Origin of the sequence: Sodalis sp. RH19 (genome assembly GCF_047324215.1) — a bacterium.
In the GTDB taxonomy this organism is placed as follows: domain Bacteria; phylum Pseudomonadota; class Gammaproteobacteria; order Enterobacterales; family Enterobacteriaceae; genus Acerihabitans.
On the sequence record NZ_CP178734.1, the window covers coordinates 2,826,056 to 2,850,122 of the forward strand.

Here is a 24,067-nt window from a genome sequence, read left to right on the forward strand (position 1 = left end):
CCGGCCTCCTGCTCATTGATTAAGAATAAGCAGGAGGCGGGTCCGTCAACAGTCAGAACCGCCTTAACCGGCGGTTTTTTTTATCGCAGGAAAGGATTGGTCAGGCGTTCATGGCCAAGGGTGGACATAGGTCCATGGCCGGGCAGAAAATCGATATCGTCGCCCAGGGGCAGGAGTTTGGTGCGAATAGAATTGATTAAATCCTGATGATTGCCGCGCGGAAAATCGCTGCGGCCAACCCCGCCGTAAAACAGCACATCGCCCATCAGGATAAAATGCGCGGCGGCGTTATAAAATACGATATGTCCGGGAGTGTGGCCCGGGCAGTGCAGGATGGCGAAACGCTCTTCGCCGACCAGGACCTCGTCGCCCTCTTCCAGCCAGCGATCCGGCGTCAGAGGCCGGCAGTCATCCAGGCCGAACATGCGGCTTTGCTCCGGCAGCCCCGCCAGTAAAAAAAGATCTTCGCGCTGCGGGCCGACAATGGGCACGCCATAATGGGCCGCAAGCTCGGCGGCGGCGCCGACATGGTCCAGATGCCCATGGGTCAGCAGAATTTGTTTTATCGCAACCGGTTTTTCCGCCACCGCCGCGATAAGCCTGGCCGCGTCGCCGCCGGGATCGACCAGCGCCGCTTCGCCGGTTTTGTCACACCATATCAGCGAACAATTCTGGCTGAAGGCGGTAACCGGGACAATATGGTATTTCATCATACTTCATTACTCTCTGTTTTCGCCTGCCGCCGCTACCCGGGGCCCGGCGATAACAGGCTCACCAGGCTCTAACCGGACCGGTATCGATATGGACGAAGTTACTGCTGGGATAATAGCCTACCCCGCCCATGCGCATTTTCATGGCCGCCTTGCGGATGTTGCTCAGCTGCACGCCCTGGATATGGAAATCCATCGCTTTCCCCAGCGTATGGTAGCTGTGCTTGGCCACCCCGGAACTGTGCGCGCGCAGTTCGTTGTTGGTGTCCACCGAACGGTAACCTGAAATCAATTGTACCGGTTTGTTGGTATCGAGCATCATTTGCAGGCGGTAGATATGATCAAACAAGCGCGGATCGATACTCGTCACTTTATTGGCGCGGTAATCACGGAAAAAATGATTAAGGCGCGACAATTCCGAGGCATTATACCCTTTACCGTTAAAGAATTCGGTTTTTAATGTTTCTCCGGTGTTCAGGTTATTCAGCGAGAGAATACGGGGCCTGGGCGTAGAAAGCATGGCAAAGGAGGTACTGGGCAGCAAGGCGACACCCATTGCGGCACAGCTTAACGTCAAGAGTTTGCGGCGGTGATGATTTATATGATCCATGAGCGAAATAACCAATCGGCATAAGGAAACGAACGTATTGCACATAAGCGCACCGTCGGGAACCATAACCGCAGTTATTGGTGCAGTCAACCAACGCTTTGTCAAGGTTTGCAAAGGTTCACAGAATAGGCGGCCGGCGCGTTATCGCTCCGGCCGTAAATAATTCTCATTCGTTCAGCAGGTTATTGCAGCAGCCGCTGCGCATTGGCCAGGCTTTTGGCCCCTACTTTTATCGCGGAATCATAATTGTAAATATCTGTACGAAATTGTGGTTTGCCGTCATCAGCCACCCAGGCGGTAAGATAAAACAGATTCACTGGAATTTGGTGGCGTATCGGCACATAGGTGGTATTGCCTTCCTTGAGCGTGGCGCTGACCCGCGTATCGCCCCAGCCGGCGTCCTGCAGCAGCATATTGGCCAGGTCGGACGCCTTGTTGACCCGCACGCAGCCCGAGCTGAGCGCGCGCATATCGCTAAGGAACAGATTATGGTTGGGCGTATCGTGCAGATAGATGGCGTCCGAACTGGGCATATTAAACTTATACCGCCCCAGCGCGTTGTTGGCGCCCGGATTCTGGCGCAGCCGGAACGGGAAATGGGCAGGGGAAATCATGCCCCAGTCCAGGGTGCCGGGATCGATGGCCTCGGCGTCGCTGCTCCAGCCCGACAGAACGGTAAAACCGTTGCGCTGCAGGTAACCGGGATCGCGCATCGCCTTGGGGACGATATCTTGCCGCACCAGCGAGGTGGGGACATTCCAGGGCGGGTTCAGCACCACGCTGCTGAGCGCGCTGCGCATCAGCGGGGTTTTGCGGCTTGGCCGGCCGACAATCACCCGCGATGAAAGCACCTGGGCGCCCTGCTGATAATACACCAGCGAAAAATTGGGGATATTAACCTGGATACCGGTATTGATACGGTTATTCAACAGCCGCAGGCGCTGTATGTTCAATGCCAGCAGCGTCACCCGCGTTTGCGGCGACACGTTCAGCCAATCCCGTGTCTGGCGGCCGATAACGCCGTCGGCCGTCAGCCCTTGCCAGCTCTGGAAGCGTTTTACCGCCTCCACCAGATCGGGAGTATAGGCCTTATCCTGCGGGTCGACCGTCGCCACCACGGCCGGATCGGACGTCGAAGCGGACGGCGCCAGGGAATCGGCCGCCGGGCTGACCACCACCGACTGCTGCCCATCCGTCACCGGAGGGGTGGTGCGCACATCCGCCGGCATATTATCGGCGGTGGGCAGCGGGGTGGCCGACGCCGGCAATATCATGCCGCTACGGTGCAGGATTTCGCGCAGCGCCGGGATATCATCGCTTAGCTGCCCGGGGCGCAGGCTTTCATTGCCATTGAGCTGGGGCCAGGGATGATTATCCGTCAGCATGGTTTTCAACGCTTGGTGCATCTTGGGATATTGCGGGTGCTGCGGCGCCAGGCCGGCTATAAAGCGCGTGATGCCGCCGTCTTTAATCGCGTGCTGCCAGTGCTCGACCGCCAGTACCGGCGGCGGCGCCAGGCGATACGGCTTGTTGTTGTAAAGCCAGACCTCGCCGTTTTGCTCCACCCCGGTGACAAATTGCAGGTAGCCGAGCATGGCGTCGGACAAGATGACGTCGCGCGCCATAGGACTGATATCGGGATTGGTCAGCCATTGCGCCCAGGAGATAAATTGCGGCTGGACGCCGGATAGCGCCAGTTCGGCCAGTTGCTGCTGGAATTGCTGGATGGCATCGCGATCCTGCCACATGGGCTGGTTATGCCGGGCGGCATAAAGCGCGTTAAGCTCAGCGGAATAATAGGGCTTGACGCCGGCGGGCAGCACCGCCGCCAATGCGGACGGACTGTGGCCCAACGTCTTGGTATCCGGCATGATGGGGGCGGTGGCCACCTGAGCGCGGACGGCCAGCGGGATCAGGCTTGATGCCAGCAGGCAAGCGAGAAGCCCACGTCGCCATAACACATAATTGGTGAGTAACATCCCATGTCCCCTGTATGCAGAATTGTTAATTATTATCGTCTTATTATTTACACTCAACTTTACCTTAGTATATAAGCAGAAAGCCAACTCTGCGCTGTCTGTATGCGGCTTAATGTGTAATCGTTTCTCCGGTGCGCCTGTTTACCCCGGCGCGGCATAAAAAAACCGAGCTAAACCCGGCATGGTCACGGGAGGGCATGCCGTTGGGGTCGAATCGGGCGTGCTTTTCCCGCCCGACCGAGCGCACCATGGCAGGCCAGGCCCGCTAACGCTGAACTTAAAGCAGGCGTGTTACAGGGAGAGCGTGCCAATGGGGTCGAATCGGGCGTGCTTTTCCCGCCCGACCGAGCGCCCCATGGCACGGTAGGCCCGCTAACGCTGAACTTAAAGCAGGCGTGTTACAGGGAGAGCTGGCCAGCACCTCAGGAGGTTTCCTGCGCCGCAACGACCGCCGGCACCGGCGGAATATCCCCGCCAAACCCACGCAAGCCCACCACATGCACATGTTCCTGATTATTGAATACCTTACGTACCAGTTTATACGTGGTGCCTTTTTCCGGGCTGATATTTTCCGGCGCGGCGATAATCAGCTGCATCTGCAACCGGTCGCACAGCTCAAACAGCGTGGCGATGGATTTGGCGTCAAGACGCGCCGCCTCATCAAGGAATAACAGGCGGCAGGGGGAAATATCCTTACCGCGCAGGCGGCTGGACTCTTCTTCCCAACTCTGCACCACCATCACCAGGATCGACATACCGGTACCAATGGCCTCGCCGGTGGACAGCGCCCCGCTCTCCGCGCGCAGCCAGCCGTCGGCGCCGCGGTTGACCTCCACTTCCATTTCCAGATAGTTGCGGTAGTCCAGCAATTCCTCGCCGATGGTCTGCGGCGTGCGCTGTCCCATATCGATATGCGGATTCAAACGCTGATACAACTTCGCCAGCGCCTCGGAAAAAGTCAGCCGGTTGCTGCTGAACAAATCCTGATGCTGCTCCTGCTGCTCGCTCAGCACATCAAGCAGCGTGGCGTGGGCTTCGCGCACGTTCACATTCAGCCGCACGCTCTTCACCTGGCCGAAGCTGACCGCCTGCAATCCCTGGTTGAGCATGCGGATGCGGTTCTGCTCGCGCTGGATGGTTTTGCGAATAATGTTCGATACGCTCTTGGAACTGATGGCCAGTTTCTGTTCGCGGGCCGTCAATTCCTCGGTCAACCGGCTCAGTTCAATTTCCATTTGTTCAATGGCGTCGACCGGATCGTCGGTACGGATGATATCCTGGCGGATACGTTCGCGCAGATGCTGGTAAACCGCGATAAAGAACTGGATTTTCCGCTCCGGCCGTTTGGGATCTTCCGACAGCCGCAGCACATCGCGCAGATGCTCGTTATCCGCCACCGCCAGGCGCAGGGCGCCCAACGCCTTGTCGGACATGGAGCGCAGTTCTTCCGCCTCCAGGTAGGCCAGTTCGCGCCGGTGCAGCCGGCGTTCAACGCCATTATCCCGCACCAGGCGCATAACCGCGCACCAACCGGCCTTGGCGGTCACCACCTGCTCGCGCATCTGATGATAATCGCGCTCCAGCTTGGTCAGTTTTTTGCGCAGGGCGTCCATCTCCGTTTCACAGAAGGTCAGCTGTTTCTCCAGCTGGTTGCGCCGGCTGCGGTTCTGGCTCAGGGCGGCGTGCAATTGATCGCGGCGCTCCTTGGCGCGGGCTTCGGCGCTGGCATCGGCCTGTACGCCGATATCCTGCAGTTCCTGCGTCAGCTCGGCAAACATATCCCGTTTGGCGTCGTAGGCGCTTTTCAGCGAGGCCAGCACCTGGTTTAGCTGGGTCAACTGCGCCTGATGCTGGCGCAAGGCGTCGCGCGCCCGGCTGCGCTCGGCCTCCGCCTGCTCCAGGCGCTGGCGCAGCTTGTCGTTCAGATCCGAGTTTTCCGTCAGCATGCCGGCGGAATCGGAATAGCTGAAATGGGCGCGGCGCTGCACCACTTCGGTCAGGGCGAACGCCTGCTGCTTAGCCTGGCGCTGCGCCTGCTGCGCCTGCTGGTAATCCGCCTGCAGCTGCTCGTGCTGCTCGGGGTCGCTTTGCAATACCGCAAGCAGCGGCTCCAGCTGATCCAGCGCATCGCGGTGGCGCTGCAAATAACGCACCGCGTCCTGGGCGTCTTCCCACTCTTCGCGCACGGTGTCGAGACGATCGGCCAGCGTCTCGTCGCCCAGCAGGCTGATGCGCGGGATCAGTCGGTTCAACAGGCCAAGCCCCTCGCGCGCCTGTTCATATTGCTGGCGCTGCTGCTGGTTCTGGCCCTCATGATCGCTGAGCAGGCGTTCCAGCTCGCCGCGCCGGCCACCCAGGCGGCGGATCTCGGCCTCGGGATCGTCTTCAAACGCCACCGCCAGATGGGTGCCGACAAAACGACCGAACGCCTGGTGCAAACGCTGGATTTTCTGCACGTCAAACGACAGGGTGGCGTACCGTTCCGCCAGCGCGTCGCGCTCTTCGTTAAGGATTTCCAGGCGTTTCTCGCGCGCCGCCCGGCCGAACAGCGGCACCGCCGGAAAACGGGAATACCGCCACTGGCGATCGGCCACCTTCACCAGGACCGCCCTTTCCAGCTCCTCGATACCGAATACGCTATCGTCGAACGACTGCGGGTCACCCTCGATCAGGTAGAGATCGTCGGGACATTCGTCCAGGCCGTCAAGCTGATCGCGGATGCGCGACAGGTCGGGAACCACGATAGCGTGGCGCGAGGGTCCATACAGCGCGGAGAAATAAGGCGCGTCGTCAAAGGTGACATCATCATAGATTTCCGATAACAGCACGCCGCCAAAACGTTCCGCCAGGGTGGCCAGACGCGGATCCTCGCCGCCCCCCGGATGGCTTAGCCGCTCGATCTGGTCTTCAAGCGCGCGTTTGCGCCCCGCCACCTCGTCGCGCTCCACGGTGGTTTCGCGCTCGCGCTCCAGCAGTTGCTGCATATATTCGGTGACGTGCGAGCCGTTCTCAAGCCGCTCGCCGCTTTGTTCCTCAAGCGCGGTCAACGCATCCTGCGCCGCCAGCCAGGCCGGCGCGCGTTGCGTCAGCAACTGCAGCCGCTGCAGGATCTGATCGAGCTCCTGGCGTAATGCCATACGCCGCTCCCCCGCCTCGGATACGCTGAGCGACAGGGTTTCCACCCGCGCTTCCAGCTCCTGCTGCGCCGCTTCCAGCTCGTCCGGCTGGTAATCGGCGCCGATACGTTTACCGAATTCCGTCAGCAGGCGCTGGGCTTCCTGCTGCTCGCGCAGACGCTGCTCCAGTTCATCAAGCTGGCTGCGCAACGGCTGCAGCCGCTCGGCCTGATGCGTGAGCGACGCCGCATCGCGCAGCAGCTCGCGGGCGGTTTGCCAGGCTTCGCTCCTCGCCACCTGCCCGGCGATTTGCGTCACCAGTTTAAAGGCATGTTCGAACTGGCCGTGCGCCGCCTGGGCCACGCTCAGTTTTTGTTCCAGCCCGAGCAGAACGTCGGTGGCTTCCTGCTCCCGCGCCTGGAAGACGTCAAGCTCCCGCTCGGCGTCCACGGCGCTAAGTCCGGGCAGGCCGCAAAGTTCGCGGGCGCGGTCCAGCGCCTGCAACGCCTGTTGATACTGGATGGCGCGCGTTTGCTGCACGTCCAGCGCCTGCTGGTAATCCGCCAGCTGGCTTTTCAGCTCATCGACTTCCAGTTCGGCGGCCTCAGCGCGCGCCTCATGGTCCTGATGCAGGTCCTGGGCCTCGGCCACCACCTCGTTTTGCTCTTCCAGCCGGAAGGTCAGCTCGTCGATATCATCACGATAGCGGCTGATTTTATCCTGCTGGCGCATGGCGGTCTGCACCAGGTTTAAATGGTCGCTGGCCGCCTGGTAGTCGGTTTCCAGATCCGATTCGCTGCCGGTGGTTTCTTCCAGTTCGCGCGCCATGTCCACATGGCGGTATTGTTCCACCGCCAGCGATTTGCGGCTGCCGAGCAGATCGCGCCGCAGGCTCAGCGCCTGGTCAAGATGGATGCGCCGCTCGTTGGCATGGCGCATGTAGTCGGCCGCCACGTAGGATGTGGCTTGCGAAATCAGGTGCTTAAACAGGTCGCGATCGGACTGGGTAACGCGTATCGCTTCAAGCGTCATGCGGTTTTCGCGCAGCGCCGCTTCCATATCCTGGAACGCTTTGCGCACCCCGCCGTTCTCCGGCAACAGATAGTCGCGCAGCGAGCGGGTGATGGCGCTGGAGATACCGCCGTACAGCGAGGCTTCAATCAGGCGGTAATATTTGCTGCGATCGGCGGCCGAGCGCAGACGGCGCGGAATAACGCCTAAATCAAACATTTGGGCGTGATAGTCGGTAATGGAATTGAACACCTTGAACTGTACGCCTTCGGTTTCCTCCACCCGCTCCTTGAGTTCCTGCAGGCTCAAGACCCGCGCCTGGCGATCCCCTACCGCCTGGGTCAGGATTTCCGTAGGCATAACCGCGACCGGCAGCCCCTGGATCATAAAGGGTTTGATATCGACTTTGCGATCGCGCCCGGCGATTTGCTGCAACCGTACGCCCACCAGCACCCGCTGATGGCGGGAGTTAATCACATCCAGCGCGGCGTAGCAGACGCCGGCGCGCAGCTTGCCGTGCAGCCCCTTGTCGCGGGAACCGCTCGTGGCGCCGGCTTCGGTGGTATTACGGAAATGGAGCAGCGTCAGGTCCGGGATCAGGGCGGTGATAAAAGCCGCCATGGTGGTGGACTTGCCCGCGCCGTTGCCGCCGGACAGGGTGGTCACCAACCCGTCCAAATCAAAGGTACGGGCGAAAAAACCGTTCCAGTTAACCAATGTCAGTGAGCGAAATTTACCACGTTCAATCATGCCAGTTCATCCTCGGCGCTTTCCGACGATCCGTCATTAAGATTGCCATTGTCGTCGTCCTGCTCGTCATTTAGCGATAAGGCCTGTTCAATGGGCATCGCCTCCCCGTCGCGGATCATGCGCAGCTGCGCCTCGCGCGCGTCATCGCCGCTGCGTACATCGGCGCCGAAGCGAAACACCGACTCGGTAATGCGAAATTTCGAGGCGTCGTTGCCCATAAACCACACCATGCCCAGACGGCGCAGGCGGTTAAGCGACGTGCGCACCTTTTCCTGCAGCTTCTGCCGGTCGAGATCGGAGCCGGTGGAACGCTGGTTGACAAGCTTAAGCAGTTTGTTTTCGTCCGCCAGGCCAAGCAGTTCGTCGTAAAGCTCCTGCTGGGTAAAAATCCCTTCATGGGCCAGGCGCTCGGGGCTGAGATAGAGATAACACAGGATTTTACCCACCATCATATCCAGCTCGGACAGAACCGAGCGCGGAATCAGCGTGGTGGAACGCGGGCGCAGGTAAAAAAAGCCTTCCGGCGCGCGCACCAGTTCCACATTGTAGCGGCGGTAAAAGCTCTCGAGCTCCTCCTGGAAATCCATCAGGAACGCGTGGTTGTCCAACTCCTCGACGCCGATATGGCGGCCGGAGCGCAACAGGCTGTCGAGAGCCGGAAACAGGGGATTCGACAGGGCTTTTGCCAGCTTGACCGGCATGGTTTCTTCAATACTTATCGATGACATGGGCCTGTACCTTAGCACCGTAATCGTTGATTGCCTGCCACTGCGGCGGTAATCCGGAAAAGTCTGATCCGGCGACACCCAGACGTACTGCCTGATCAACTAAAATACGCGCGACGTCGAAATGGCGCGCGCGCGGGAAACGGGCCAGGTAATCACGCATAACCTGGCCGAGATCCAGCGGCAGATGCTGCTGCGGGTACTGCGCCAGCGCCTGGTCGATCATGGCGGTCAGCTGCTCGCGGATCTCGTTGAATTCTTCATATTCCATGTCCGGCGGCAGTTCGCCGGTCACCTCTTCGCTGCGCAGCGCCAGTTCCTCGTCGCGCATGTCCAGCAGACGGTCGGCGTTGGCATAGGTCAGCGCCCAGGGATGGTCGAAATAGTTCTGTACCGACTGGCGCAGCCGCTGGGCGAAGACCCGGTTTTTATCCATATCGATGGCGGTGCGGATAAAACGGTGCACGTGGCGATCGTAGCCGATCCACAGATCTATCGCCTGCTGTCCCCAACTGGTAATCCGGTCCAGCTTGTTTTGCAGATCAAAGACCAGCTTGTCGAGAAAGGCCAGATGCTGATGGCCGAGGATCGTGTCCTGGATGCGCAGCAGGTTGGCCTGTAGCTTATCCCCCGCCGCCTCAAGGGTATCCTGGAGTTCCCGCAGGGTACCGGAGGTTTCCGACAGCAGCTGCTCGCAGCTGGCGATGGCGGCGCGCCAGTCCTGGTTGAGCAGCGCCGCGATGTCGTCCTTCACCGACTGCTGCTGTTCGTCCATGATGCGCTGGGTCATGTCGATGCTGTCGAAAATTTCCGCCACCGAATACTTCAGCGGGGCAAATACGTTGCGGTGCCAGTGGAACTCATCGCCGCCCTCTTCCGCCGCCTCGGCCGCACGCTGCAATTCCTGGGCGACAATGGAGAGCTGCACCGATAACCGCAGCGTGGAAAATTCACGCTGGCGAATATAGTAGTCGCTGATGCCGATACCCAGCGGCGTGAGGCGATAGATGGCGTTGCCGTCCGCCAGCTCGCTGACAAAGCGGTTGAGCAGGCGTTGGCGCACCAAATCGTTGATGGCGTTGTTGGCGCGCACCGCCACCGTTTCGTTGGTCTGCGCAAACCCCTGGCTGACGTGACGAAAGGCGTCCACCAGATCGACTTCGCTCATTTCACCGTCCATGCGTTCGCTGTTAAGCGTAGCGATGGCCAGCACAAACGCCAGCCGCTCAATGGGCAGCGAGAGCGAGAAGTCATTTTTCCGGGCCCAGGCGACCAGTTCCGGTACAGTCTGGGAAAATTCACTCATAATTCATCCTTCAGGGAGGGTTTATGCGCCATGACGTGGATGTAGCGCCCCATGCTGATAAAGGGTTCCTGCCGGCAATACCGTTGTTCCATCGCCAATAAGGCCGGAAAATCATCCTGTTGCTGCTGCTTGTTTTGCAGATAGTCATGAAACACCCGCACACCGCTTTTGCCGCTGAGCGTCATACCCATGGCGGTCAGCCAGCCGAACACCTGTTCAGGATCGCAGGGATGGTCCGGCATCAGGGAGCGTTTTTTTCGTTTCGGCATCCCGGCGGCGACAAATTCAATATTGCCCAGGATCATATTACGCATGACCAGACCGTGCTTATTGTAAAACATTAATGACAGAGCGCCACCCGGCGCCAGGCAATCATACAGTCCTTGCAATAACGCGCGCGGCTCGCTTACCCATTCCAATACCGCATGCAACAATATCAGATCGGCCGGCCTTTCCAAATGGGGCGCGATATCCTGCGCGGCGCTTTGCACAAATTGCATGTGATCCATCACAGACCGCTCCTGCGCCGCTTGCCGCGCCCGCTCAATCATGCCGGACGACAGATCGCACAGCAGCACCCGGTGCCCCAGGGCCGCCAGCTGGCAGGCCATACGGCCCTCGCCGCCGCCGGCATCGAGGATATACAGCGGGCGGGCGGGCAGCCGCGTCAGCAATCCTTCTAAATCCTGCCAGACCACCGCCTGGCGGATATGCCCTTTGGTGGTGCCGTAAATATTGCGCGCAAATTTTTCAGCAATATCGTCAAAATTGCGGTCCTGCATAATCAATGCTCCGGGCACGACGGACGGGAAAGGCGTTTTTACCATAAACCCGCCGTGAATTGACTATTTTGTCACAGGCTGACTTAGAATGAATCTTTATGGCGCCGGATTGCGCCTGGTTGACTACATTTCATCCAATTGGAGCGTTTTCCGATGCTTTTTGACCTTAAAAAAATCGTCGGCGGGTTATTGTTGCCGCTGCCGCTGCTGATTTTGCTCATGGGCGCCGGGCTATTACTGCTGTGGTTCACGCGCTGGCAGCGGACCGGTAAGGGTCTGGTGACCCTGGGCTGGTCGGTTTTATTGCTGCTGAGCCTGCAACCGGTGGCCGACAGCCTGCTGGCGCCGCTGGAGGCGACATACCCCACCTATCACGGGCGCCAGCCGGGTATCGCCTACGTGGTGGTGCTGGGGGGCGGATACACCTTTAATCCCTTATGGGCGCCCAGTTCCAACCTGATTAACAACAGCCTGCCGCGGGTGGCCGAAGGAATTCGTCTTTATCATGACCATCCCGGCGCCAAAATGGTATTTACCGGCGCGGCGGCGCCGGGCAATCCCGTCAGCAGCGCCGAAACGGCGGCAAGGGTGGCGCAAAGCCTTGGGGTGCCGGCGGGAGATATTATCGTGCTGGAGGCGCCGCGCGACACCCGCCAGGAAGCGGCAAGCGTAGCCGCCCTGGTGGGCAAGGCGCCGTTTTTGCTGGTCACGTCTGCCAACCATATGCCGCGCGCCATGGGGTTTTTCCGGGCCCGGGGGCTGACCCCCATCCCTGCCCCGGCCAACCAGCTGGCGATCGACAGTCCGTTAAACCCGTGGGAAAAGGTGCTGCCGTCGCCGCTATGGCTGGGGCATGCCGACCGCGCCTGGTATGAAACCCTGGGACGCGCCTGGCAAAAAATAACCGGCGACAGCGACGCGCCGGCATCCTGATTGATGCCGCCGTACCGGGGCGATAGCGCCGCGCAAGGCGGGCGCTATCGCCGGCGCACGTCCGTTTAATCAAGCCAGGGGACGAGTTCGCGACCGGCCAGGTCGAATACCGCGCGGTCGAGCAACCCGGTGTGGATATAGCGCGCCGCCGCTTCCCAGATACCGTATAGCCAGCGCCGGTAGAGGAACGCCTCCGACACCGGCGCCTTGCTCAGGTAATGGTAGAGCAGCTCGTTCGCCATGCCGTCCTCGCACAGGCGGAACAAATCGTACTCGCGCGGCGCCCACAGCATGGTGCCGGGATTGAGCATGGCGAGCAGTTGATCGGTGCGCTGGTCCTTGAGCATGCTGCGCAGCGTGAGGTTGCCGTGCACCAGCACGCTGTTTTCCTGATAATCGGCAAACAGTTTTTCACGGCTCTGGCGGGTGCGGAACAACAGGTTGCGGTCTTCATAGGTCAGCAGAGGCGCGGAGACTTTCAGCAGCGTCGACCAAATCACTTCGATACGTTGCGCATACCAGTTGGGCCAGGTATTTTCCTGCGTGCTGTCCACCGTGCCGACGTAGCCATGGCTGTCGATACGGTGCCAGGCCAGCATGCTTTCGACAATCTGATCTTTCAGCAGCTCCCAGCGCTGCGGCGTACGGGTTGGGGCTTCCGCCGAGACCCCGCGCAGGCGTTCCATCAGCAGCAGTTCCTTATACGGCGCCTGCTGGGTTACCACCAGCCCGTAGACCGTGGGCAACCGCACTTCGCCCTCGCGGGCCAGCATGGAAAGCTTGTACGCCTCCTGCTGTGCGATGCCTTGGCAGATATAGCTTTTTGCCAGCAATGAAAGCGGATGTCCTTCCTTATCATACATAGCATAAAGATGCGCATAAGGCTGTTCGCTGATCCGCTCCAGACGGCTCAGGGATTCTCCCAATACTGCGCTTAGCTCAGCGTTCAACTGTTCCATGACAGACTCAACCTTTATATAATGGACAAACGTGTGAATAACAAACACGGGCCATCATGCTGGCTTCACCGGCAAACTTCTTCGTTTCAGATCAAGATTTAGCGGAATATCAGCGGTTATGGCGCATCAGTTCGCGCACGCGCAGCAGCTCTTCCGGCGTATCGACGCCGATGCCCGGCACCTCTTTCGCCACAGCGACATGAATCTTTTCGCCATACCACAGTACCCGCAATTGCTCGAGCATCTCAATCTGCTCCAGCTGGCTTGGTTGCCAGCCCACATAACGGCGGATAAAACCGGCGCGATAGCCATAGATGCCGATATGGCGCAAAAAGGTGTCGCCGATGGTCGCCCGGGAAACGGTGAAACGTTCACGTTCCCAGGGGATGGCGGCGCGGGAAAAATACAGCGCGAAACCCTGGGCATCCATCACCACTTTGACCGCGTTCGGATTAAAGGCTTCCTCGGCGGTGGTGATGGGCACCGCAAGCGTGGCCATGCCCGCCTGGCAATGGGCCAGATTATCAGCCACCTGGCGGATAATGACCGGCGGGATGAGCGGCTCGTCGCCTTGCACATTGACGACGATCTGGTCATCGGGAAATTGATAGCGGTCGATTACTTCCGCCAGGCGTTCGGTACCGGAGTGATGATCGGGGCGGGTCATGCAAACCTCGCCGCCGGCCTGGCGGACGGCATCCACCACGCCGGCGTGATCGGTCGCCACGATAACCCGGTCCGCGCCGGATTCCTGCGCGCGCTCCATGACATGCACCACCATCGGCTTGCCGTTAATATCCGCCAGGGGTTTGCCCGGCAGGCGGCTGGAGGCGAACCGCGCGGGAATGATAGCCACGAAACTCATTGATTTGTCTCGTCCAATGTCAGGGCGCGGGCCTCGCTCTCCAATAATACCGGTATACCGTCCCGGACCGGATAGGCCAGGGCATCCGATTTACAGATGAGTTCCTGTTTTTCTTTATTAAAATACAGCTTGCCGTTACATACCGGGCACGCCACGATTTCCAATAAACGGTGATCCATGTTTCCTCCAGCATACACACCCTGCGATGCGTCGATGGCCCAGAGAATAGCATAATGCGGCGGCGGGCGGGAATGGTTACGGCGATTAGCTGCAATTGACGTCACAACGATTGACGCAGGCTATTAACATTTTTGCAAAATAGGGTTGATCCATGCACAGGAACGGCGTAATATTTTTTGTGAGCTACATCACACTTTAGACATTTAAGAGACAAACCTGCCATGAAAAAATTAAATAAAATAATTGCTTTGTTTGCTAATTTTAGCCGCTAAGCAAAAAATAACATCGCTCTCTCGGCCCGATCATCCCTGATGACCGGGCCGATTGTTTTTTCGCCGCCAAAAAAACGCCCCCTTATCAGCCCGCCCGGTTCCGGCGTGATTGACGTTAGCGCTTTTGCCGCGAGGCGATAATCGCCCGCTCGATAGGCGCCAGCAGCGCCTGCGCGTCCCGCTCCGGCAACTGGGCGCTTACCGGCAGATACCACCAGTTGGCCTGGGCGAAAGCGCGGCATTTCACCGCGTCTTTTTCCGTCATCAACAGCGTCTGGTGCGGCAAGGCCAGCGGCGCCAATTGCTCCAGGCGATAAGCCTGATGATCGCCGAAGGCAATTTCACCTTCGGTGACCACGCCAAGGGCGCGCAGGGTGGCGAAAAACCGCGGCGGATGCCCGATGCCCGCCATCGCCACGACCGAGCGCAGTTGCCCGGCAGGCCGGGTTTCACCGCTGGCCAAATTGACCGCGTCGCCCGGCACCAGGCGCATGGGAATCTCACCCGGCAACGCCTCGCCCCCGTTGACAATCACGGCGTCGACGCGTTTCAACCGGCCGGCCCGCTCGCGCATGGGGCCCGCCGGCAGCCACCAGCCGTTGCCAAAACGCCTGACGCCATCCACCACGACCCATTCGATGTCCCGCGCCAGCGCATAATGCTGCAGGCCGTCATCGGTGATAATCACATCCAGCGGCCGTCCGGCCAACAAGGCCGCCACCGCGTCCGCGCGCTTAGGCGCCACCGCCACCGCGGCGCCGGTGCGCTGGAAAATCAACACCGGCTCATCCCCCGCCTGTCGGCTGGTGGTATTGTCGTCCAGCAGCAGCGGATAGCTGTCGGCCCGCCCGCCGTAGCCGCGGGATACCACGCCGACCCTCCAGCCGCGCCGCTGCAAATGCTCCACCAGCCACAACACCACGGGTGTTTTGCCGTTGCCGCCGGCGGTCAGGTTGCCCACCACCACCACCGGCACCGGGAAGCGGTAGGTTTTACGCCATCCCAGGCGATAGCCCAGCTTTATCAGCGCGCTGACCAGGCCGTATAGCCAGGATAACGGCAGCAGCAGCCAATACAGTTTCGACCCGCCGAACCAGATGCGATCAATCATTGCCGAACTGCATCCGGTGCAGTTGGGCATACGCGCCCTTCTGCGCCAGCAGGTCCTGATGCGAACCGCGCTCCACGATACGGCCGTTTTCCACCACCAGGATCTCATCGGCTTTTTCGATGGTCGACAGCCGATGGGCAATCACCAGCGAGGTGCGATTTTTTTGCAGCGCGTCCAGCGCCTTCTGGATAGCGCGCTCCGATTCGGTGTCCAGCGCCGAGGTGGCCTCGTCAAGGATCAGGATCGGGCAATCACGCAGCAACGCGCGGGCAATGGCGATGCGCTGCCGCTGTCCGCCGGACAGCAGCACGCCGTTTTCACCGATGACCGTATCCAGGCCCTTATCCATTTTGGCGATAAAATCCATGGCGTACGCCATGCGGGCCGCATTCTCGATTTCCTCGCGCGAAAACCGGTCCTTGCGGGCATAGGCAATATTATTGGCGATGGTATCGTTAAATAAATGCACATTTTGCGAGACCAGCGCCACCTGATCGCGCAGCGATGACAGCTTGTATTCCCGCAGGTCATGTCCGTCCAGCAACACCGCGCCCTCCTGGACATCGTAAAACCGCGTCAGGAGGTTGGCGATGGTGGATTTGCCGGATCCGGAACGCCCGACCAGCGCCACCGTTTTGCCCGCAGGGATGGTCAGGCTGATATGTTCAAGGGAGGGTGTTTCCTTGCCGGGGTAATAAAAAGTGACGTCGCGGAATTCAACATGGCCTTCGGCGCGCTCGATCTCCAGCGTACCCTCATCCTTCTCCTGCTCCATATCCAGGATGGCAAACAGGGTCTGGCAAGCGGCCATGCCCCGTTGGAACTGGGAATTAACGTTAGTGAGCGATTTCAGCGGGCGCATCAGCGCAATCATGGATGAGAACACCACGGTAATGGTGCCGGCGGTCAGGTTTTGCATCACGCTCGGGAAACTGGCGGCATACAGGACAAACGCCAGTGCCAGTGAGGCGATAAACTGGATCACCGGGTCGGAGACCGACGAGGCGGAAACCATTTTCATGCCCTGCTGGCGCATGCGGTTGCTGACATGGTTGAAACGTTCGTTCTCGACCTTTTGGCCGCCGAAAATCAATACTTCCTTATGGCCTTTCAGCATCTGCTCGGCGCTGGTGGTGACCTGCCCCATGGTGTTCTGCATATTTTTGCTGATATTGCGAAAGCGTTTCGACACCTGGCGGATGGCAATGGAAACAATGGGGGCGATAACCACCAGGATCAGCGAAAGTTGCCAGCTGTAATAGAACATCATGATAAACAGGCCGATAATCGAGGCGGTTTCGCGGATAACGGTAATCAGCGCGCTGGATGACGAGGAGGCCACCTGTTCCGAATCATAGGTAATGCGCGACAGCAGGGTACCGGTGGATTGCTGATCGAAAAAGGACACGGGCATGCCCATCATATGGCTGAACAGCCGGCGGCGCATTTGCATCACGACTTTGCCGGATACCCAGGATACACAATAACTGGAAACAAAACCGGTTGAACCGCGCACCACCATCAGGCCGATAACGGCCAGCGGCATCCACACCAGGATGCTGTTGTCGCTTTTGCCGAACCCGTCGTCCAGCAACGGCTTGAGTAATGACAGCATCAGGGTATCGCTGGCGGCATTCAGTATCAGGGCGATGGCAGAGACTATCAGGCCCGCCTTAAAAGGGGAGATCATCGGCCATAGGCGACGGAACGTCTGCCAGGTGGAGAGATCTTTATCATTAAGCATGCATTTAACCAGCGCTGAGTCTAAATAGCCGACCATTCTACTCATTATCGGCGTGGACGCCAAACCACTGGTGATACCAACGTGGCATAATTTGCTCCCGATATCCTTTTATCACCCAATTATTGTCATAAAAATGAATACTGACCTGACCTGAGCGGGCGGTATCATGCCAGGCGATGCCTTCCTGCCGGTAACGCTCCCTGATGAGCGGCGCGGGCAGGCGCCAGGGATTAAAGCGCGCCGCCGACGCCAGCGCCGCCGCTGGACGCACCGCGCGTAAAAAGGCCCGGGTGGACGAGGTTTTGCTGCCGTGGTGGGGGATCTGGAGAATATCGGCGCGCAGCCGGCCGCGGGCGGTCCTGAGCAAGGCCCGCTCGGCCGGCGCCTCGATATCGCCGGTTAACAGCACGCTGAACGCGCCGTCCTCTATTTTGATCACGCAGGAATCATCATTGCCGGCTTTTTTAACCTGCGCCGGCGGCCACAGGACGCTGAACGTCAGTCCCTGCCATTGCCAGCGCTGTCCCACGACGCAGGGAAGATGGCCATTGCCGCGGTAAGAGCTGGCGACCGGCACCCCCGGGAACGCCCGTTTGAGGGTGCCGAGCCCGCCGATATGATCCTGATGGCTGTGGCTGAGGTAAATACCTTCCGGCGACAGGCCGCGCCAGGCCAGATAAGGCAGGATTTCCGCTTTGCCGATATCGCCGCCGCGCCAGCCGGCGCCGGTATCATATATCAGCGCTTTACCATGGCGCTCCACCACCACCGCCAGCCCGTGGCCGACGTCCAGCATATCCAACCGCCAGCGAGGCCGATCCGCCCTGTCGCGCGGCGCCAGCAGCAGCGCGCCGAGCACCAGCATATTGAGTCGATAGGTGCGCCACCAGCCGAAACGCCAGATAATCACCGCCAGCCAGCCGCCGATGCTCCACAGGATGCCGGTTTCCGGCAAATCCCGCCACCCACGCTGTAGCGGCGCCAGCGGCATAAAGACCAGCGTCAGCGATTGGTCGGCCAGATACCACAGCAGACGGCTCAGCGGCGGCAGCATGCCCAGGCAGATTGCCGCCAGGATCAGGGGCGTGGTGATAAACGACACCAGCGGCACCGCCCACAGGTTGGCAGGCAGCGACAGCGGATTAACGCCGTGGAATAATCCCCATTGCAGCGGCAGCAGCAACAGGGTCATGCCGGCCTGCAAATGTATCCAGCGCAGCCAGGCCCAGCGCAGCCCGGACTGGAAACGCGCCGGCAGCGGCGCCCACTGAAACCAGAAAATCAGCGCCGCCACCGCCAGGCATGACAGCCACAGGCTGCTTGACAGCACGCTAAGCGGGTCGGTAACCACTATCAGCGCCACGCACCACAGCCAAACCTGCCAGGCCCCGCAGCACACGCCGCGCATACGCAGCAGGAGCCATAGCGTCAGCGCCAGCAGCGCGCGGATGGCCGGAAAATTCACGCCGGAAATCCATACATACCCCGCCGCGGCCAGCCAGCCGATCGCCAGCGGCATCACCGGGCCGACCCAGCGCCCGGGCAGGACAAACTGGCCGCCGCGCGCCAGCAGCCAGCCAAACAGGGCCGCCAGTGAAATATGCAGGCCGGATATGGCCATCAGATGTGCGGTGCCGGTTTGCTGTAACAGCAGGCGTAGATCCTCCGGCATGCCCCGGCTTTCGCCAAACCCCAGCGCCAGTAAAATGGACGGCCAGCGCAGATCGGCGAACCGGGCGGCGGCGTTGTCGATAAGCCTTTGCCGCAAGCCGCAGCGGGCGTCTTCCACTTTGGCTTTGACGACCCGGCCCACCAGCGGTTGATGATTGGCGACGGCCCAGCGCTGGCTGTCAAAACCGCCCTGATTGAGCCGGCTATGCTGGGGGCGCAGCTTCAGCATCATTTTCCACTGCTGCCCGGCGCACCAGCGCTCCGGCAGCGACGCCCAGCTGATGGCGGCATGGACCGGAGGAAACACCCGTTTGCCCCCGGCCTGGGTTATTTTAATCACCGCGCCCGCGCGCGGGTTATGCCCATGATGGATACTGACGATATGGGCGCGCACGATAGCCCTGGGTTGGGATAATAGCGCCGTCTGCTCCAGTAATTGTATGGCGCAAAAACCGCTCCAGGCGAACGCGGCCAGAAATACCGCCGCTAAACGGCACCCTGGAGCGGGAAATAAGAGCAAGGCCCAGGCGGCCAGCGCAACGCCATGCAGCGCGGTGGGGGCCGGCAATACGGGTAAAAAGCCCAAGGGCACTATGCCGGCTATGGCGCAAAACGCCATATGGTTAACGGATAACGGCATCAGTAATAGGGTCCGGCAATCATCGGCGTGCCATCCTGGCGACATGACAGTGACGCCGAGTATTGTCCATGCCATCGGTCGCCGCCATCAGGGGTATGCGATAAGGCGATGCCGCTTCAGGACAATAAGATAGCCTTAACAGCCGGGCGCGCCAGGCTGCGCGCAAGCGCGCATTTGCCCTGGCGCAACCGGCGGCGCTTTTTTCACCGCCGCTGACGTCCAGGCATAAAAAAAGACACCCGAAGGTGTCTTGTTTGCGGCTGGCTTACAACGCCGGTGGGTCAACGCCCGGAGGCATTATGAGCCATAAATATTGGCGCGGTCGCGCAGCTCTTTGCCGGGCTTGAAATGGGGGACATATTTGCCTTCCAGTTCAACCTTATCCCCGGTTTTAGGGTTGCGTCCGACACGCGGTGCACGGTAGTGAAGTGAAAAACTGCCGAAACCACGGATTTCAATGCGCTCACCGCCGGCGAGGGTGGTCGCCATATGTTCGAGCATCTCTTTCACAGCATCCTCGACGATTTTTGCCGGGATATGAGCGTGCTGTCCAGCAAGTCTTTCAATAAGTTCAGACTTGGTCATAGTTCCTCCAAGTGCGCATTCCAGCGGATAAAGCAGGAACACGACCCAACTTAGCTACCGTCCAGGAGCGGCCGTCTCGCCGCTCCCCCATTATTATTCGCCTTTAGCTGCCTTGAACGCTTCAGCCATTGCACTGGAGAAATTGCTGGTATCTTCCTGCTTGTTGGTGCTGTTCACAGTGGCGATAGCATCTTTCTCATCAGCTTCATCCTTAGCACGAACGGACAGGCTGACAACGCGGTTTTTACGATCAACGCCGGTGAATTTAGCTTCAACGTCGTCGCCCACGTTCAGGACCAGGGTAGCGTCTTCAATGCGGTCACGCGATGCTTCGGAAGCACGCAGGTAACCTTCAACGCCGCCAGCTAATTCAACTGTAGCACCTTTAGCGTCAACTGCAGTGACTTTACCGGTAACAATGGTACCTTTCTTGTTCAAAGACAGGTAGTTATTAAACGGATCTTCAGCCAGTTGCTTCACGCCCAGTGAAATACGTTCGCGTTCTGCGTCAACCTGCAGGACCACGGCCGCGATTTCGTCGCCTTTCTTGTATTCGCGCACGGCTTCTTCGCCGGCAACATTCCAGGAGATGTCGGACAGATGAACCAGGCCGTCGATGCCGCCGTCCAGGCCGATGAAGATACCAAAGTCAGTGATTGACTTGATCTTGCCTTCGACGCGGTCACCCTTATTATGGGTTTCGGCGAACTGCTGCCATGGGTTGGCTTTGCACTGCTTGAGGCCCAGGGAGATACGGCGACGTTCTTCGTCGATATCCAGAACCATGACTTCAACCACGTCGCCCACGTTAACAACCTTGGACGGATGGATGTTTTTGTTGGTCCAATCCATTTCGGAAACGTGAACCAGGCCTTCGACGCCTTCTTCGATTTCAACGAAGCAGCCGTAATCGGTCAGGTTGGTCACGCGGCCGGTGAGGCGAGTGCCTTCCGGGTAACGTTTGGCGATAGCCACCCACGGATCTTCGCCGAGCTGTTTCAGGCCCAGGGAAACACGGGTACGTTCACGGTCGAATTTCAGGACCTTAACGGTGATTTCATCGCCGACATTGACGATTTCGCTCGGATGCTTAACACGCTTCCAGGCCATATCGGTAATATGCAGCAAGCCATCGACGCCGCCCAGATCGACAAACGCGCCATAGTCGGTAAGGTTCTTGACGATACCCTTAACTTCCATGCCTTCCTGCAGGTTTTCCAGCAGCTGATCGCGTTCCGCACTGTTTTCGGACTCGATCACCGCGCGACGGGAAACCACCACGTTGTTACGTTTCTGGTCCAGCTTGATAACTTTAAACTCAAGCTCTTTGCCTTCCAGATGCAGGGTATCGCGTACCGGACGCACGTCAACCAACGAACCCGGCAGGAACGCACGGATGCCGTTCAGTTCGACGGTGAAACCGCCCTTCACTTTGCCGTTGATGATGCCGGTAACGGTCGCGGCTTCTTCGTAGGCTTTTTCCAGCATCAGCCAGGCTTCATGGCGCTTGGCTTTTTCGCGAGACAGCAGGGTCTCACCGAAACCGTCTTCCACCGCGTCAAGCGCGACGTCGACCTGATCGCCAACCTTGATTTCCAGCTCGCCCTGAGCATTTTTAAACTGCTCGATAGGAATAGCGGATTCGGATTTCAGACCGGCGTCAACCAGTACGACATCTTTATCGATGGAAACAACGGTACCGCGCACGATGGAACCAGGACGGGTTTCGATTTCTTTCAGGGATTCTTCAAAGAGTTGAGCAAAAGATTCTGTCATATTTGATAATCTTCAGGTGTTTTTGATTAACGTCCATCCGGCATCCTGCTCGATGGGGTTGTTTTACACGCCCTATTGCCAGTCCCTGCAACGGGGTAGTTGTTTCCAAGGCTACGACAACGCCAGTATACGCCGTGAATGCGCCAATGCCTGAGCTATCACTTCATCGATAGTCATGCGGGTGGAATCCAGTACCAGAGCATCTGATGCCGGAACCAGCGGCGCCACCGGGCGGTTCCTGTCGCGTTCGTCCCTTTCCTTTATCTCGGATAAAAGGCGTTCAAAGTTAACACTAAAGCCCTTTTCCTGCAACTGCCGCATGCGGCGGTGCGCTCTTTCTTCCGAGGACGCGTCGAGAAAAATCTTCACCGGCGCCTCGGCAAACACCACGGTGCCCATATCCCGGCCGTCGGCAATCAGGCCCGGCGCCTCGCGGAATGCCCGCTGCCGACGCAGCAGGGCCTCGCGCACCCGGGGAAACGCGGCAATCTTGGAGGCGGTATTGCCCACCTCCTCGTTACGGATTTCACCGCTGACATCCTCGCCCTCGAGGATGATTTCCAGCTCGCCCGCCTGTACCTTGAAGCGTACGTCGAGATGCGCCGCCAGCGGCACCAGCGCTTCCTCCGCGTTGATATCGACCTGGTGGTGCAACGCCGCCAGGGCCAGGACGCGGTAAATGGCCCCCGAATCCAGCAGATGCCACCCTAATGCTTCCGCCAATGCTTTACACAGAGTGCCTTTCCCTGCACCGCTCGGTCCGTCGATGGTGATCACCGGGACTACTGCTGTCATTGTTTTCTCCTCTCAGCGGTTTGATTCTGGTTCCATAAATAATGAATTTACTATGATGCATTATACGCATCATAAGGAATAACGGTTACCCTTCGGCGTCAGGATCGTGAAATTAAGACACCGCGCGCGCGTTTTCATTCACCGGCGCGCCGCACGGCCGGTGAATAAACGGGAAAAGCGGGTTACGCCAGGGTGCTGATGGCGGCCAGCTGGCGGAAATAATCGGGGAAGGTTTTATTGGTGCACTTCGGATCGCGGATAGTCACCGGGGTATCGGACAACGCCACCAAGGAGAAGCACATCGCCATACGGTGATCGTTATAGGTGTCGATCGCGGCGGATATCAGCCTGGCCGGCGGCGTGATGGCGATATAGTCCTCGCCCTCCACCACGCCGGCGCCCACTTTGCGCAGCTCGGTGGCCATGGCCGCCAGCCGGTCGGTTTCCTTGACGCGCCAGTTGTAGATATTGCGCAGGGTGGTGGTGCCGCCGTCGGCGAACAGGGCGGTGGTGGCGATGGTCATGGCGGCGTCGGGAATATGGTTCATGTCCATATCGATGGCGTGCAGCCCGCCCCGGCGGCATTCGATAAAATCATCGCCCCAGCGGATGGTGGCGCCCATGCGCTCCAGCACATCGGCGAAGCGGATATCGCCCTGCACGCTGTTTTTGCCGATACCGGTAACCCGCACCGTGCCGCCGCGGATGGCCGCCGCCGCCAGGAAATACGACGCGGACGAGGCATCGCCCTCCACCAGATACTCGCCCGGCGAGCTATACCTCTGGCCGCCTTGCAGGTAAAACACCCGGTAGTCGTCATGGCGCGCCTGTATGCCAAAGGTTTTCATCAACGCCAGGGTGATATCAATATACGGCTTGGAAACCAGCTCGCCTTTGATGCGGATGGTGGTATCCCCGGCGGCCAGCGGCGCCGTCATCAGCAGGGCGGTGAGAAACTGGCTGGACACGCTGCCGTCGACGGTAATATCGCCGCCGCGAAAACCGCCGCGCAAACGCAACGGCGGGTAATTTTCCTGCTCCAGGTAATCCACCTCCGCGCCGCCCTGGCGCAGGGCATCCACCAGATGACCGATGGGACGCTCTTTCATGCGCGGCTCGCCGGTCAGGGTAATGTCATGCCGGCCCAGGCACAGCACTGCTGCCAGGGGCCGCATGGCGGTGCCGGCGTTGCCGAGAAACAGCGACAGCGGCGCCGGCGCGGTCAGGGCCTGCCCCCGGCCATCGATCTCGCATGTCCTGCGATCGTCGCTTAACCGGCAGACGACCCCGAGCGCGGCCAGGGCATCGAGCATATGGCGCACATCGTCGCTGTCGAGCAGATTGGTCAGGCGGGTGGTGCCGTCGGCCAGCGCCGCCAGCAACAGCGCCCGGTTCGAAACGCTTTTCGAGCCGGGAAGATTAATGGTGCCATCGACAAGTGCCACCGGTTGTAGGGTCAGGGATTCCAGCATGTGAAGCGCGTTCTCCAGCAAAAACAAAAACTCAGGCGATTATAAACCCGCACAACAGCGTGAAGCGGGGGTAAT

General features: G+C 59.5%; 18 protein-coding genes. 1 reads left to right on the forward strand and 17 read right to left on the reverse strand.

What is annotated here, in order from left to right:
• Positions 1 to 80 precede the first annotated feature (80 nt).
• From ACL2XF_RS12870 to cmoM, 7 genes are all read right to left on the reverse strand, one after another.
• Positions 81 to 710, reverse strand: a complete 630-nt coding sequence (locus tag ACL2XF_RS12870; protein ID WP_413728813.1) for an MBL fold metallo-hydrolase — start codon at positions 708 to 710, stop codon at positions 81 to 83.
• Positions 711 to 771: 61 nt separating this feature from the next.
• Entirely contained in the window at positions 772 to 1,320 is a 549-nt protein-coding gene (locus ACL2XF_RS12875) for a DUF882 domain-containing protein (RefSeq protein ID WP_410015890.1), read from the reverse strand.
• A gap of 182 nt (positions 1,321 to 1,502) precedes the next feature.
• Positions 1,503 to 3,299, reverse strand: coding sequence for a L,D-transpeptidase (ldtD, locus tag ACL2XF_RS12880; RefSeq protein WP_413728733.1), 1,797 nt, complete (start codon positions 3,297 to 3,299; stop codon positions 1,503 to 1,505).
• Positions 3,300 to 3,721: 422 nt separating this feature from the next.
• Positions 3,722 to 8,176: a chromosome partition protein MukB gene (gene mukB / locus ACL2XF_RS12885; protein WP_413728734.1), complete on the reverse strand. Its 4,455-nt coding sequence runs from the start codon at positions 8,174 to 8,176 to the stop codon at positions 3,722 to 3,724.
• The gene (mukE, locus tag ACL2XF_RS12890) at positions 8,173 to 8,904 is read right to left on the reverse strand and encodes a chromosome partition protein MukE (RefSeq protein ID WP_410015893.1); all 732 of its coding nucleotides are present in this window, start codon (positions 8,902 to 8,904) and stop codon (positions 8,173 to 8,175) included. Before mukE ends, mukB begins: the two co-directional genes overlap by 4 nt.
• The gene (gene mukF, locus ACL2XF_RS12895; protein WP_413728736.1) at positions 8,885 to 10,207 is read right to left on the reverse strand and encodes a chromosome partition protein MukF; all 1,323 of its coding nucleotides are present in this window, start codon (positions 10,205 to 10,207) and stop codon (positions 8,885 to 8,887) included. Before mukF ends, mukE begins: the two co-directional genes overlap by 20 nt.
• Positions 10,204 to 10,989: a tRNA uridine 5-oxyacetic acid(34) methyltransferase CmoM gene (gene cmoM / locus ACL2XF_RS12900; RefSeq protein ID WP_410015895.1), complete on the reverse strand. Its 786-nt coding sequence runs from the start codon at positions 10,987 to 10,989 to the stop codon at positions 10,204 to 10,206. Before cmoM ends, mukF begins: the two co-directional genes overlap by 4 nt.
• A gap of 153 nt (positions 10,990 to 11,142) precedes the next feature.
• On the opposite strand from cmoM, the gene elyC reads away from it, so the two are divergent.
• Positions 11,143 to 11,922, forward strand: coding sequence for an envelope biogenesis factor ElyC (gene elyC, locus ACL2XF_RS12905; protein WP_410015896.1), 780 nt, complete (start codon positions 11,143 to 11,145; stop codon positions 11,920 to 11,922).
• A 65-nt stretch (positions 11,923 to 11,987) separates the two neighbouring features.
• Here elyC and ACL2XF_RS12910 read toward each other — a convergent pair whose 3' ends face one another.
• The 10 genes from ACL2XF_RS12910 to aroA form a co-directional block, all read right to left on the reverse strand.
• Positions 11,988 to 12,881 carry a YcbJ family phosphotransferase gene (locus ACL2XF_RS12910; RefSeq protein ID WP_413728737.1) on the reverse strand — a complete coding sequence of 298 codons (894 nt, stop codon included), beginning with the start codon at positions 12,879 to 12,881 and terminating at the stop codon, positions 11,988 to 11,990.
• Positions 12,882 to 12,990: 109 nt separating this feature from the next.
• Entirely contained in the window at positions 12,991 to 13,746 is a 756-nt protein-coding gene (kdsB, locus tag ACL2XF_RS12915; protein WP_410015898.1) for a 3-deoxy-manno-octulosonate cytidylyltransferase, read from the reverse strand.
• Complete coding sequence (locus ACL2XF_RS12920) at positions 13,743 to 13,925, reverse strand: Trm112 family protein (protein WP_162365646.1); 183 nt, start codon at positions 13,923 to 13,925, stop codon at positions 13,743 to 13,745. The genes kdsB and ACL2XF_RS12920 overlap by 4 nt, the downstream gene beginning before the upstream one ends.
• A 388-nt stretch (positions 13,926 to 14,313) precedes the next feature.
• Complete coding sequence (lpxK, locus tag ACL2XF_RS12925) at positions 14,314 to 15,309, reverse strand: tetraacyldisaccharide 4'-kinase (protein ID WP_413728738.1); 996 nt, start codon at positions 15,307 to 15,309, stop codon at positions 14,314 to 14,316.
• Positions 15,302 to 17,053: a lipid A ABC transporter ATP-binding protein/permease MsbA gene (gene msbA, locus ACL2XF_RS12930; RefSeq protein ID WP_410015900.1), complete on the reverse strand. Its 1,752-nt coding sequence runs from the start codon at positions 17,051 to 17,053 to the stop codon at positions 15,302 to 15,304. The genes lpxK and msbA overlap by 8 nt, the downstream gene beginning before the upstream one ends.
• A gap of 37 nt (positions 17,054 to 17,090) precedes the next feature.
• Positions 17,091 to 19,364: a ComEC family protein gene (locus ACL2XF_RS12935; RefSeq protein ID WP_413728814.1), complete on the reverse strand. Its 2,274-nt coding sequence runs from the start codon at positions 19,362 to 19,364 to the stop codon at positions 17,091 to 17,093.
• A gap of 297 nt (positions 19,365 to 19,661) precedes the next feature.
• Positions 19,662 to 19,949 carry an integration host factor subunit beta gene (ihfB, locus tag ACL2XF_RS12940; protein WP_331120830.1) on the reverse strand — a complete coding sequence of 96 codons (288 nt, stop codon included), beginning with the start codon at positions 19,947 to 19,949 and terminating at the stop codon, positions 19,662 to 19,664.
• Between the two features lie 93 nt (positions 19,950 to 20,042).
• Positions 20,043 to 21,725 (reverse strand): 30S ribosomal protein S1, encoded by a 1,683-nt coding sequence (gene rpsA / locus ACL2XF_RS12945; RefSeq protein ID WP_410015901.1) that lies wholly within the window; start codon positions 21,723 to 21,725, stop codon positions 20,043 to 20,045.
• A 111-nt stretch (positions 21,726 to 21,836) separates the two neighbouring features.
• A complete protein-coding gene (gene cmk, locus ACL2XF_RS12950; RefSeq protein ID WP_410015902.1) occupies positions 21,837 to 22,520 on the reverse strand; it encodes a (d)CMP kinase in 684 nt (227 codons plus the stop codon).
• 182 nt (positions 22,521 to 22,702) lie between these two features.
• Entirely contained in the window at positions 22,703 to 23,992 is a 1,290-nt protein-coding gene (gene aroA / locus ACL2XF_RS12955; protein WP_413728739.1) for a 3-phosphoshikimate 1-carboxyvinyltransferase, read from the reverse strand.
• Between the last annotated feature and the right edge of the window lie 75 nt (positions 23,993 to 24,067).

Coding starts and splice junctions, on each gene's coding strand:
- ACL2XF_RS12870 (WP_413728813.1), bottom strand. CDS start 710: ATGAAATACCATATTGTCCCGGTTACCGCCTTCAGCCAGAATTGTTCG.
- ACL2XF_RS12875 (WP_410015890.1), bottom strand. CDS start 1,320: ATGGATCATATAAATCATCACCGCCGCAAACTCTTGACGTTAAGCTGT.
- ldtD (WP_413728733.1), bottom strand. CDS start 3,299: ATGTTACTCACCAATTATGTGTTATGGCGACGTGGGCTTCTCGCTTGC.
- mukB (WP_413728734.1), bottom strand. CDS start 8,176: ATGATTGAACGTGGTAAATTTCGCTCACTGACATTGGTTAACTGGAAC.
- mukE (WP_410015893.1), bottom strand. CDS start 8,904: ATGTCATCGATAAGTATTGAAGAAACCATGCCGGTCAAGCTGGCAAAA.
- mukF (WP_413728736.1), bottom strand. CDS start 10,207: ATGAGTGAATTTTCCCAGACTGTACCGGAACTGGTCGCCTGGGCCCGG.
- cmoM (WP_410015895.1), bottom strand. CDS start 10,989: ATGCAGGACCGCAATTTTGACGATATTGCTGAAAAATTTGCGCGCAAT.
- elyC (WP_410015896.1), top strand. CDS start 11,143: ATGCTTTTTGACCTTAAAAAAATCGTCGGCGGGTTATTGTTGCCGCTG.
- ACL2XF_RS12910 (WP_413728737.1), bottom strand. CDS start 12,881: ATGGAACAGTTGAACGCTGAGCTAAGCGCAGTATTGGGAGAATCCCTG.
- kdsB (WP_410015898.1), bottom strand. CDS start 13,746: ATGAGTTTCGTGGCTATCATTCCCGCGCGGTTCGCCTCCAGCCGCCTG.
- ACL2XF_RS12920 (WP_162365646.1), bottom strand. CDS start 13,925: ATGGATCACCGTTTATTGGAAATCGTGGCGTGCCCGGTATGTAACGGC.
- lpxK (WP_413728738.1), bottom strand. CDS start 15,309: ATGATTGATCGCATCTGGTTCGGCGGGTCGAAACTGTATTGGCTGCTG.
- msbA (WP_410015900.1), bottom strand. CDS start 17,053: ATGCTTAATGATAAAGATCTCTCCACCTGGCAGACGTTCCGTCGCCTA.
- ACL2XF_RS12935 (WP_413728814.1), bottom strand. CDS start 19,364: ATGCCGTTATCCGTTAACCATATGGCGTTTTGCGCCATAGCCGGCATA.
- ihfB (WP_331120830.1), bottom strand. CDS start 19,949: ATGACCAAGTCTGAACTTATTGAAAGACTTGCTGGACAGCACGCTCAT.
- rpsA (WP_410015901.1), bottom strand. CDS start 21,725: ATGACAGAATCTTTTGCTCAACTCTTTGAAGAATCCCTGAAAGAAATC.
- cmk (WP_410015902.1), bottom strand. CDS start 22,520: ATGACAGCAGTAGTCCCGGTGATCACCATCGACGGACCGAGCGGTGCA.
- aroA (WP_413728739.1), bottom strand. CDS start 23,992: ATGCTGGAATCCCTGACCCTACAACCGGTGGCACTTGTCGATGGCACC.